Origin of the sequence: Pseudochryseolinea flava (assembly GCF_003286915.1) — a bacterium.
Classification (GTDB): domain Bacteria; phylum Bacteroidota; class Bacteroidia; order Cytophagales; family Cyclobacteriaceae; genus Ohtaekwangia; species Ohtaekwangia flava.
Window position 1 is genome coordinate 121,251 of sequence record NZ_QMFY01000016.1, and the last position, 11,225, is coordinate 132,475.

Consider the following 11,225-nt stretch of genomic DNA (forward strand, 5'->3'; position numbering starts at 1 on the left):
GGTTATAGAACACCCTTGGTTGATGGAAGTTGATTACCTTCTTTCTTTACCGACATCTTGATGGCTTTTGCGAACGCTTTGAATATCGCTTCAATTTTGTGATGTTCGTTTGTGCCTTCTACTTTTACATTGAGATTACTCTTCGATGTGTCGGAGAATGATTTGAAGAAATGATAAAACATTTCTGTCGGCATTTCGCCGATCTTCTCGCGTTTAAATTCGGCATCCCAAACAATCCACGGGCGCCCTCCGAAATCGATGGCTACTTGAGCAAGGCAATCATCCATGGGCAAACAAAATCCATAACGTTCGATGCCACGTTTGTCGCCAAGCGCTTTAATAAAGGCTTCGCCTAAGGCGAGTGCTGTATCTTCAATAGTATGGTGCTCATCGATATGCAGATCACCCTTTACGTTTATTTTTAAGTCGATATTGCCATGACGCGCGAGTTGATCGAGCATGTGATCGAAAAATCCCAACCCGGTATGGATTTCAGATTTTCCTTGTCCATCGAGGTTGATGGTGATGTCGATGTCGGTTTCTTTTGTTGTTCGGCGTACTGAAGCAACGCGCGCAGGAGAAGTTACGGTTCGATAGATGTCGCTCCAATCGGTGGACGTAAGCGCGCAAAATGACGTGAGGTTTTTCTCTTGTAGTTTTTCAACAAGGCTGCCATTATTGATAAAGATAGCTTTCGCACCCAAGTTTTTAGCAAGCTCCACATCAGTAACACGATCACCGATCACGTATGAATTTGCAAGGTCATACGCACCGGTCATGTACGCGCCAAGCATGCCTGTGCCTGGTTTACGAGTTGGTTTATTTTCGTGTGGGAAACTTTTGTCAATCAGCGTATCATTGAAACGAATGCCTTCGTTTTCAAAAGCTTTCACCATCTTGTTGTGTGCTGGCCAAAAAGTATTTTCAGGAAAACGATCAGTGCCTAGTCCATCTTGATTTGTAATCATCACCAATTCATAATCTGATTCTTTTGCAATTTTAGACAACCACGTAAAAACGCCGGGATAGAATTCCAGTTTTTCGAGACTATCGATTTGTTCATCCGCGGGTTCGAGGATCAGTGTGCCATCGCGATCGATGAAGAGTGCCTTTTTCATTTTGATAAATCTTTTAATGCTTGAAGTAATCGTTTATTCTCTTCTGGTGTACCGACGGTAATGCGAAGACAATTTAAACACAATGCTACGCTTGAACGATTACGGACGATAATTTTCTGATCGGTAAGTTTTTGGTAAGTGCCATTGGCGTCATCGACCTTAATCAAAATGAAATTGGCATCAGATGGATAAACCTTCTGTACCATTTTCACACTTGGCAGCGCTTCTATCAGGGCATCTCGCTCGCTGGTAATTTCGGCAACCATGGCATCCTTCTTTTGTACGTCCTTAAGCGCTTCTAACGCATGCGCTTGTGTCGCAAGGTTAATGTTGTAGGGATATTTTACCTTATTCAAAATTCCGATAATCGCTGGCGAAGCAAAGCACATCCCCAGTCGTAAGCCGGCGAGTCCCCAGGCTTTAGAAAAAGTTTGAAGTATGACGAGGTTTTCATAATTAGAAAGTTCAGCAGCAAAACTTTCACTACTGGTGAAATCGATATACGCTTCGTCGATGACAACCAGTCCGTTAAATTGCGCTAACACCGTTTTAATTTTTTCGCGCGTTAAGAGATTTGCTGTTGGATTGTTGGGGCTGCAAAGGAAAATGATCTTGGTTTGATCGTTTACTTGCTTGAATAATGATTCAAGATCGAGGTCGTAGTCCGCCGTGAGTAGGACTTTCTGAATCGTGACTGCATTGACGTCAGCGCACACGGCATACATGCCATAGGTTGGCTCTGTAATGAGTATGGCGTCGCGGTTGGGTTCACAGAAAGCGCGGATTAAAACATCGATGGCCTCGTCGCTACCATTGCCTAAAAAGATTTGCGTAGGATCAATGCCTTTTAGTTTAGCAAGCTTCGTTTTTACTTCCCATTGCAGCGGATCAGGATAACGGTTAAAAGCCGAGTTGTATGGATTTTCATTTGCGTCGAGGAAAACTTCTGCTTCGCCCTTAAACTCATCGCGTGCGGATGAGTACGGCTTCATGGTTAAAATGTTCTTCCTAACGAGCTGCTTAATATCGATTTGTGTCTTTGGTTTCATAATTGTAAAAGATTACTGGCTATTGCGGATGTTGTCGAGTCGAACTGTTACGGCACGACGATGTCCGACCAGTTGTTCAGCTTCTGCCATTTGTTCAACAACAGGTCCCAGTGATTGTAATCCTTCTTTTGAGAGCTCTTGATAGGTGATGTACTTCATAAAGCTTTCGAGTGAAACGCCGGCAAACGACTTTGCAAACCCATTGGTAGGTAGCGTATGATTCGTTCCACTGGCATAGTCACCGATCGATTCAGGTGAATAGTTCCCTAAAAATACGGATCCCGCATTCGTGATGGTGTCGGCAAGCGCGATCGGGTTTTCTGTACTGATGATCAAGTGCTCTGGTGCGTAAGCGTTGATGAATGCGGTGGCTTGGTTTATATCGTCGAAGGTAACGACACGGCTATTGGCCAATGCTTTCTCTGCGATCGCTTTTCTTGGCAATGTTGAAAGTTGTTTTTCTACTTCTACCTTCACCGAGTCAACGAGACTTGTGTCGTTAAGAACAAGTATCACTTGACTATCTTCACCGTGCTCGGCTTGTGAGAGTAAGTCTGCAGCAATAAAAGCAGGGTTGGCTGACTTATCAGCCCACACGAGTACTTCAGAAGGACCAGCAGGCATATCGATAGCAACGCCCTCTTCGGTCACCAGCTGTTTTGCTTTTGTGACGTATTGATTTCCTGGGCCGAAAATTTTATAAACATTAGGGATCGTTTCTGTTCCGTAAGCCATCGCGGCAATGGCTTGTGCACCGCCGACTTTATATATCTTTTTGACACCAACAAGTTGTGCGGCGAAGAGTATTGCAGCATTTATTTTCCCTGATTTGTCTGGCGGTGTGCACAAGACTACTTCTTTGCATCCTGCGAGATTGGCTGGAACGCCGAGCATGAGCACCGTAGAAAACAGCGGTGCCGATCCACCAGGGATATAAATCCCAACCTTGTCGATGGGGACACCTTTTCTCCAGCACGTTACACCGGGCATAGTTTCCACTTTCAGAACATCGCGTTGTTGTGCTGCATGGAATTTCTGGATGTTGCCGGCTGCGACTTCAATGGCGTTCTTTAGCGTTGGGGATAACGACATTGTTGCGTCTTCAATCTCCTGCGCTGACACACGAAGGTCGCCGATCGATACTTTATCGAATTGAAGTGTCAGTTCGCGCAAAGCTTCGTCACCAGATTTCTTCACGCGGTTTAACACATTACGAACTGCGCCTTCAAGGAATTCCAAGGCGATCTGCGGGCGCGTGGTGAGTTCGGTCCAATCGGTGGTGGGCGGGTTGTTGAATATTTTCATCTTTAAAGATTTGAATCGTTGGGGTGCTACACGATCATTTTTTCGATTGGAACAACGAGGATACCTTCTGCGCCAAAGCCTCTGAGCTGATCGATCTTTTCCCAGAAATCATTTTCGTCAACGACAGAATGTAGTGAGCTCCATCCCTGTCGCGCCAAAGGGATGATTGTTGGACTCTTCATGCCAGGAATAACCGATGTGATTTTATCAATCGCGTCGTTGGGGATGTTCATCAAAATGTATTTGTTGTTCTTGGCTTTTTTTACGGCTTCAATTCTGAATAGTAGTTTATCCAAGATTTTTTGTTTCTCCGCATCGAGATTTGGATTGGCAATGATGACAGCTTCTGACTGCATCACAACTTCAACTTCTTTTAATCCATTGCTAAGCAAAGTACTGCCCGTACTTACAATGTCGCAGATGGCATCAGCGAGACCAATTCCAGGTGCAATTTCTACGGAGCCGCTGATTTCGTGGATGCCTGCTTCAACACCATGTTTGGCTAAGAATCCTTTTACGATTTCAGGGTAGGAGGTAGCGATGTTTTTACCGTGCAGCCATTTTACGCCGGTGTAATTTTCGGACCGAGGAACCGCCATGGCAAGTCTGCATTTTGCAAAGTCAAGACGTTTTACAATCTGATTCTGTTTCTTCTTTTCAGCGAAGATATTTTCTCCAACGATACCGACATCGGCAACTTTATCTTCAACATATTGAGGAATGTCATCATCGCGAAGGAAGAGAACTTCTACAGGGAAATTTCTTGCTTGTGTTTTCAGTTGATCTTTTCCGTTGCTGAAAGAGAGTCCACTTTCTTTGAGAAGTTCGAGAGATCCCTCTTGAAGGCGACCGGATTTTTGAATTGCGATTCGGAGTAATGTGCTCATAACTTGGTTTCAATGTTTTCCCGCCAAGGGCAGGAGGTCAAAAAAAAAGGCTTGCCACACGTGACAAGCCCATTTAAATCTTTTATGCTAGAATCAATGTAAAGCAATGCCACGCATCATGTGAGTCACATGGTGATGGTGGTGGAAGCCTTTGTTGATTGTGTTGTTCATATTTGAAATCGGATACGAAGAAAGCAAGTAGATGTGAGAAGTCAAAATGTTCTCCTCCCTTTTAATAGTAGAAACGATAAAAAAATGAGCATTGCTGTAAAAGCTATCATGAAAAGGAAGCCTAACCAACGATCGCTAAAGGTGTCAAAGACTACATTGCTATTTTTTTCAGGGTCAATAAAGAGGACAACGGTATCGCCCACATGATACGTTCCTGCTGTAAACGATCGACTTGTTTTGAATTCTACTGTGGTTGTACCCTTCTGATACTCAAAAACGGGCGATTCTTTTTCTTCATCCTTTTCGATTCTCACAACCATTGCCGTAAACTTATTCTCCTCCCTTACCAACCTGCTGTGGTCAAGGTATAGCGCTACTAGTCCCACGATGCACAGTGCCGCGAAAACGAGCATGAGTATACCAAAGAACTTTCTCGCGGTCCTGCCGGACTTTGATCCACTGCGTTCAGGAATGTAAATAATGTTACGTTCTTTCTCCACCTCTTCCCCACTGCAGCGGACGCCGTTTTTAAGTCCATGCGATGTGCTTCTTGAACGTACTTTACCGCTTCGGGCTTTTTTCCTTCAAGTAAAAGTATTTCCACCTGGCGTCGTGATGTTGGGCCAAGTTCGTCGTGCGCGGGTGAAATAATTGAAGACTCAACGTTCGGTCTCGTTTGCGCCTTGCCCAGTTCGTTTTCAACGGCTTCTACAAGACTTTGTGCATTAAAAGAAGACACCTGGAAAACATCTTGAATGTATTGAATGGCTTCACTTTTTTGGCCCAGATTTAACAATCGTGCTACTTCTTGTTTAGCTTCGCTGGTAATTAACATGACTAAAGAATTTTCATTGAAATTTATAAATCATTTTCTTGAAATCGGAGGCGGGCGTAAAATACGTTGTCTTCATTTTGTTTCATTCACTTTACTATTGATAGCATGTAGCGACAGCAAGGAAACACGTGTGCAACGTTTTTTATTGCAAGGTAATGAGAAGGCCCTGTTGCAGAATTTTGATGAAGCGGAATACTACTACAAAGAAGCCATCAAGATCGATTCCTGCTTTGCCGATGCCTTGAACAATCTGGGAACGCTTTACTTCAAGCAAGGGAATTTTCAACTTTCGATTGACTACTATTCGCGTGCCGTTGAATGCAGACCTGGCTATGTTGATGCGCTGATGAATAGGGCCAATGCTTTTCTCGAATCTAAAGAATATTATCGTGCATTGGATGATTTGTCTAAGGTCGAAAAGGTGCAATCTGATACGGCGCGTGTACCTTTCATGAAAGGCCTTGCACTCACACAGCTCTCGCGACATGAAGAGGCGATCACCGCTTTTAAGCGCGCGCATGCATTGCAGCCTCAGAATGCCGAAACGCTCGTTAACTTGGGGAATGTGTACTTCTTTAAAAAGAATTATGACAGCGCTACCGTTCATCTACAGAAAGCACTACAGTTAGATTCTGAGCAACCTAGCGCATATAACACGCTGGCGATTATCTTGACGGAGAAAGCCCAATATGCAGCGGCGATGGATATGGTGAATAAAGCGATTGCGTTAAACGCGACAGATGCATACGCGATAAACAACAGGGGATATATTTATCTGCTCACCGGCGAACAGGAGAAAGCGAAAGACGACTTCGATCAAAGTATTTCGATTGATCCCTACAATGGCTGGGCATATCGCAATAAAGGTTTCTACTTTTTGAAAGTGAAAGACTACGAAGCATCAATCAGAATGTTGACCAAAGCCGAAAAAATTGATCCCCACATCGATCAATTGTACATTGCACAGGCAGAGGCTTATCTTCAGATGAAAGACTTCTCAAACGCTTGCAAGGCTTACGAGAAGGCCGTGGCAAGAAATGAAAAAGGAAATACGTCCATGAAACCGTGCAAGTGATATGGAATTGTCGGCGCTGCGTGAAAAATTATTGAAACGGTTACTAGAAGCGTTGCCCGGTGCGTTGGCACACGAGCCGATGCGTGCGGTTCCAGTAGGGAGTACGATTCCAAATTTTCAACATAAACTTCCACCGAAACCCGGCGCAGTATTGATACTGCTCTACGAGGAAGCTGGTCATATAAAATTTCCCTTAATCGTGAGACCCGAGTATGCGGGAGCACATAGCGGACAAATTAGTTTACCGGGTGGAAAAGCTGAAATAGGTGAGGATGCTATTCAAACGGCGCTTCGCGAAGGGGAGGAGGAAATCGGTATCGATCGCACACAAGTTGACGTTATCGGTAAGCTCACTGACTTTTTTGTGATCCCCAGTAATTTTTTGGTAACACCGGTTGTTGGTATTATTCATGATCCAATTTTTCGAGCTGATGCGCGAGAGGTATCACGTATCATTTCGTGTACATTATTTGATTTGTTGCTGGAAGGCGCTATCAAAACGAAAGAGATTACCGCGGCGGGTAAATATCGGATGATGGCGCCGCATTTTGAAATAGATGGAGAAGTCGTGTGGGGTGCAACCGCGATGATGCTAAATGAATTTAGAACCGTGCTGCTCGAGCCTTAACGGCTTATGCGAGTCCATTATAATATAAGTTGAACTCCAGCGGACTTGATTCGACAAATTCATCGGCTTTCAAATCGTCAAAAATATTCTGGTCGAATTCCAATTCGCGAACTTCCACCTGCCCATCTTTCGCTACCGTGATTTCAGTGCCCGTGAAATGAATCGGATTTACTTTAACGATGATGGTTGCTTCTTCAAATTCCTTCTTAAAATATTGATGAACAATATTGCTGCCCTTGGCCATGCTTTAATAATTTTACGGTTTAAAAGACTCAAATGGTAACGCTTCATCTTCCAGAGAGAATAGAAACAGACCGTTGTTTAATTCAGCGGCTAAGGTACGAAGATGCAGATGAAATATTCTATGCGTATGCCAGTAAGCCTGAAGCGACGAAGTATGTTGCCTGGCCAACACATCAATCGATCGTGGCAACGCGAGGTTTTATACAGTACGCAATCGCCGCCTGGAACGAGGGGATGGACTACAGCTATTCTATTCGGATGAAAGAAACGAATCGATTGATTGGAAGCTTTGGTGTGATCAATGAAAATGGGAAGATCCAGTTTGGCTACATCTTCACGCCAACGCAATGGAGGAACGGTTTTGCTACAGAAGTATGCATTGAGATGATGAAACACCTGAAAAACGAAAAAGGAGTGTACCGGATCGGCACTTGCGCAGACGTTGATAATGTTGCATCCATTAAAGTGTTGTTAAAGGCGGGACTTATCGAAGAAGCGCGACTATCGAATTGGATGATGTTTCCAAATCAAGGCAAGGCAAAAGATTGTGCCCTCTTTGTGTTACAGTAAAACTCAGTTAACTGAACGTGTAGCGGCCCCGTTAGACAGTCCTTATTTGGTCCGGACCAACCATGCTAGGCTTGCATCGGCGCGCCCTGCGTATTTTTTGTGATCTCCCGAAACAGCTGGTACAGAGAGTCCTCTAATCAATTGATACAAATGCACCTTGCATTTTGCAGATGGTGTCCAACAATAGAAGAAGAACAAGCGTTAGGGATTTAGCTTAAAATCTTTGCCTTTTCCGGGATTTATATCTCAGGTCTTCCAGATTGGGAAAAAAGCTGCGGCGCAATGCGCGAAAATACCTGAATTTGGGCCTTTAATCGGTTGGCACGTGCTTGGAAATAGGAGAGACAAGAAACAAATTTTTTAAGCATATGTCAGACGTTAAAGTAGCTTGGATAATAGGAACGAACCCTGTGAGCCAAAGGAGAATTAGAGAGCGTGGATATAAGATCAGGTTATTCAAGAGCGACCGTCAGATGATGAATAGTTTTGATGAATATCCGGACCTGATCATCTTTTCAGAGGCGGAGATCAAGGACTTCACGATTCTTTTTAAGATTAGAGAATTCTTCCCCGGTGTGGTGATCTTAAGCCTTCCGCCTGAGCCTGTTGAAGTTAAATCCACAGTTCAAGTATTAAAGCCATTAGCCGAATCTATGGATCGATTGATTGATGCAATCCGAAAAATTGAGGACGAATAGTTTATTGATACAAGTTTAAATCGGGTTTCAACCGATTTTTTTTGCAGACTTTTTGGAATCCGTCAATACTTTATTAGTATTGCTGGCGAAAATCAAGAATATTCCCATGGGAAGAGGAGATAAAAAGTCTGCAAAAGGAAAACGCACAAAAGGTTCTTACGGAGTTACCCGTAACAAGAAATCTATCAAAGCACAATTGAAGAGAACGGCTTCAAAGAAATCAGGTGCACCAGCAACTGAAGCTTCTGCGAAACCAAAAAGAACTGCTGCGAAGAAAAAAGCTGAATAAGTTTTAATACAAATGGTAAAGTATACAACAACTGCATGGTGGTGGCAAGGGTCTAAATTAGATCGGTGCACTGCTTTGCTTGTATAGTTGCCACACTCAGCTTGAGATATTATACAGACCTGCTCCGATCACACGGAGCAGGTTTTTTTTTGTCATTACCCAAACGAACATTGATTAAAGTATCTTATGAAATATAAGCTCATCACCCACACTAAAAAGTTGCTTGCAGATACGCTTACGCCTGTGAACATCTACCTTAAACTGCGCGATGTCTTTGCAGGAAGCATTCTCCTAGAAAGTTCCGACTATCATGGTCATGAAAATAGCTTGTCATTTATTTGTTGTGATCCGATTGCATCCTTTCAGGCAAAAGAGAATGTCGTCGAGATTCAATATCCTGATGGAAAAACTAAAACAGAACAGGTAACCAAAGTCGGTCACATCACAGACCTGCTCGAAGATTTTCGAAATGCTTTTCAGGTTGACGAACAAACAGGTAAGTATGTCAACTGTGGATTGTTTGGCTACATCGCATATGATGCTGTTCGTTATTTCGAAGATGTTAAGATTGATCAAGAAAATAGGAATATACCCGACGTATTGTACAAACTTTATCGGTACGTAATCGTCGTGGATCATTTCTCGAATGAGCTTAGCCTATTTGAACATGCGTACGAGCCGAAAGGCACGAGCAATCTCGATCGTGTAGAGCAAATTATTTTTAGCAACCGCTTTTCAACCTATAAGTTTTCGCTTGTTGGGCAGGAAGAATCAAATTTTACCGACGATGAATTCCGTGCTGTAATTGAAAAGGGAAAGGAGCATTGCTACCGTGGAGACGTGTTCCAAATCGTATTGTCACGTCGGTTCCAGAGCGGCTTTAAGGGTGATGAGTTTAATGTGTATCGCGCACTCCGATCGATCAACCCATCACCTTATTTATTCTACTTCGACTACGGAAATTTCAAGTTGTTCGGATCATCGCCAGAAGCACAATTGCAGGTTGGCAACGGTAAGGCGCATATCTATCCCATTGCCGGTACATTCAGACGCTCGGGCAACGATCAAGAAGATGCGGCCATCGCAGAGAGACTTGCAGCTGATGAAAAGGAGAATGCAGAGCACGTTATGCTCGTAGATCTTGCACGGAATGATATGAGCCGAAATGCTGATCATGTAACCGTTGAGGTATTTAAGGAAATACAATTTTACTCGCACGTGATTCACCTGGTATCAAAAGTTACAGGTACGTTGAATGAGCAGGCATCGATTGTGAGAATGGCCGCGGATACGTTTCCTGCAGGCACACTGTCGGGCGCACCGAAGCACATGGCCATGACGCTCATCAATAAATATGAGAAAGGTAATCGCGGATTTTACGGTGGAGCAATCGGCTTTATCGGATTTGAAGGAACATTCAACCACGCCATCATGATCAGAACGTTTTTAAGTCATGAAAATAAACTGATTTATCAAGCAGGTGCTGGGGTGGTGTCGAAATCGTCGTCAGAAAGCGAACTGCAAGAAGTTAACAATAAACTCACGGCGTTACGCAAAGCAGTTTTGTTGGCGGAAAAAATTTAAGAATGTCTAGAAAGCAATGTCATGAAGAACGCAAAGATTAAAATACTGGTACTCGATAACTACGATTCGTTTACGTACAACCTCGTGCACATTATTCGCGCGCTAGGCTATGATCATGAGGTTCATCGGAACGATAAGATCTCAGTCGAAGCCGTAAAGGCTTATGATAAAATTATGCTGTCGCCGGGGCCGGGTATTCCCGACGAGGCAGGCATTATGAAGCAAGTCATTAAAGAATATGGCGCGTCAAAAAGTATTCTTGGTGTGTGCTTAGGACATCAAGGCATCGGCGAGGTGTACGGTGCAAAGCTGTTTAATATTCCGAAAGTGTTGCACGGCGTTACGTCAACAACGGAGATTAAGGACAACGACGAATACATGTTCAAAGGAGTGACACCGACATTTCAAGCCACACATTATCATTCATGGGCAGTGTTACCAGAGAGCTTTACAGGCGACCTTAAAATTACGGCGGTTAATGATGAAGGTCTAGTGATGGCATTGCGCCACGTTAGCCACGATGTGAGAGGTGTCCAGTTTCATCCGGAATCCATTATGACACCCGAAGGCCCGAAAATGATTAAGAACTGGCTAGAACACTAATAAGCTTAAAGCAGAAAGCTAAAAGCTTTATTAATTTAATTAAAACGATTAACGATTAACGATTAACGATTAACGATTAAGGGCATCTCTAAAAACCTCAGTGAAAAGCGGTAAAGATTTGCGTACTTGCTTTCAAAGTAAGGGAAATGAAAAACAAGGCGAAAGGTCTA

14 protein-coding genes are annotated in these 11,225 nt (G+C 43.6%); 7 read left to right on the top strand and 7 right to left on the bottom strand.

What is annotated here, in order from left to right; translation table 11 throughout:
* Positions 1 to 2 precede the first annotated feature (2 nt).
* The 6 genes from hisB to DQQ10_RS28025 form a co-directional block, all read right to left on the bottom strand.
* Positions 3 to 1,118 (bottom strand): bifunctional histidinol-phosphatase/imidazoleglycerol-phosphate dehydratase HisB, encoded by a 1,116-nt coding sequence (hisB, locus tag DQQ10_RS23220; protein ID WP_112749326.1) that lies wholly within the window; start codon positions 1,116 to 1,118, stop codon positions 3 to 5.
* The gene (hisC, locus tag DQQ10_RS23225; protein ID WP_112749327.1) at positions 1,115 to 2,167 is read right to left on the bottom strand and encodes a histidinol-phosphate transaminase; all 1,053 of its coding nucleotides are present in this window, start codon (positions 2,165 to 2,167) and stop codon (positions 1,115 to 1,117) included. The genes hisB and hisC overlap by 4 nt, the downstream gene beginning before the upstream one ends.
* 12 nt (positions 2,168 to 2,179) lie before the next feature.
* Positions 2,180 to 3,472: a histidinol dehydrogenase gene (gene hisD, locus DQQ10_RS23230; protein ID WP_112749328.1), complete on the bottom strand. Its 1,293-nt coding sequence runs from the start codon at positions 3,470 to 3,472 to the stop codon at positions 2,180 to 2,182.
* A 26-nt stretch (positions 3,473 to 3,498) separates the two neighbouring features.
* Positions 3,499 to 4,359, bottom strand: a complete 861-nt coding sequence (gene hisG / locus DQQ10_RS23235; RefSeq protein WP_112749329.1) for an ATP phosphoribosyltransferase — start codon at positions 4,357 to 4,359, stop codon at positions 3,499 to 3,501.
* Positions 4,360 to 4,571: 212 nt separating this feature from the next.
* Positions 4,572 to 4,943 carry a DUF3592 domain-containing protein gene (locus tag DQQ10_RS23240; RefSeq protein WP_112749330.1) on the bottom strand — a complete coding sequence of 124 codons (372 nt, stop codon included), beginning with the start codon at positions 4,941 to 4,943 and terminating at the stop codon, positions 4,572 to 4,574.
* Positions 4,907 to 5,365 carry a hypothetical protein gene (locus DQQ10_RS28025; RefSeq protein ID WP_165824071.1) on the bottom strand — a complete coding sequence of 153 codons (459 nt, stop codon included), beginning with the start codon at positions 5,363 to 5,365 and terminating at the stop codon, positions 4,907 to 4,909. Before DQQ10_RS28025 ends, DQQ10_RS23240 begins: the two co-directional genes overlap by 37 nt.
* On the opposite strand from DQQ10_RS28025, the gene DQQ10_RS23250 reads away from it, so the two are divergent.
* Together DQQ10_RS23250 and DQQ10_RS23255 are read left to right on the top strand one after the other, a co-directional pair.
* A complete protein-coding gene (locus DQQ10_RS23250; protein WP_165824072.1) occupies positions 5,364 to 6,440 on the top strand; it encodes a tetratricopeptide repeat protein in 1,077 nt (358 codons plus the stop codon). The two genes, DQQ10_RS28025 and DQQ10_RS23250, sit on opposite strands and share 2 nt — an antisense overlap.
* 1 nt (position 6,441) lies before the next feature.
* Entirely contained in the window at positions 6,442 to 7,068 is a 627-nt protein-coding gene (locus tag DQQ10_RS23255; protein WP_112749333.1) for an NUDIX hydrolase, read from the top strand.
* A gap of 4 nt (positions 7,069 to 7,072) precedes the next feature.
* On the opposite strand, the gene DQQ10_RS23260 is transcribed toward DQQ10_RS23255, so the two are convergent.
* A complete protein-coding gene (locus tag DQQ10_RS23260) occupies positions 7,073 to 7,312 on the bottom strand; it encodes a hypothetical protein (protein WP_112749334.1) in 240 nt (79 codons plus the stop codon).
* A gap of 32 nt (positions 7,313 to 7,344) precedes the next feature.
* On the opposite strand from DQQ10_RS23260, the gene DQQ10_RS23265 reads away from it, so the two are divergent.
* The 5 genes from DQQ10_RS23265 to DQQ10_RS23285 all read left to right on the top strand — a co-directional run bounded on the left by DQQ10_RS23265 (position 7,345) and on the right by DQQ10_RS23285 (position 11,055).
* Positions 7,345 to 7,881: a GNAT family N-acetyltransferase gene (locus DQQ10_RS23265; protein WP_112749335.1), complete on the top strand. Its 537-nt coding sequence runs from the start codon at positions 7,345 to 7,347 to the stop codon at positions 7,879 to 7,881.
* A gap of 368 nt (positions 7,882 to 8,249) precedes the next feature.
* Positions 8,250 to 8,579 (top strand): SGNH/GDSL hydrolase family protein, encoded by a 330-nt coding sequence (locus DQQ10_RS23270; protein ID WP_112749336.1) that lies wholly within the window; start codon positions 8,250 to 8,252, stop codon positions 8,577 to 8,579.
* 52 nt (positions 8,580 to 8,631) lie between these two features.
* Entirely contained in the window at positions 8,632 to 8,868 is a 237-nt protein-coding gene (locus tag DQQ10_RS23275; RefSeq protein ID WP_245970512.1) for a 30S ribosomal protein THX, read from the top strand.
* Positions 8,869 to 9,054: 186 nt separating this feature from the next.
* Positions 9,055 to 10,452: an anthranilate synthase component I family protein gene (locus DQQ10_RS23280; protein WP_112749338.1), complete on the top strand. Its 1,398-nt coding sequence runs from the start codon at positions 9,055 to 9,057 to the stop codon at positions 10,450 to 10,452.
* Positions 10,453 to 10,488: 36 nt separating this feature from the next.
* Positions 10,489 to 11,055, top strand: a complete 567-nt coding sequence (locus DQQ10_RS23285) for an anthranilate synthase component II (protein ID WP_112749348.1) — start codon at positions 10,489 to 10,491, stop codon at positions 11,053 to 11,055.
* The last annotated feature ends 170 nt before the right edge of the window (positions 11,056 to 11,225 follow it).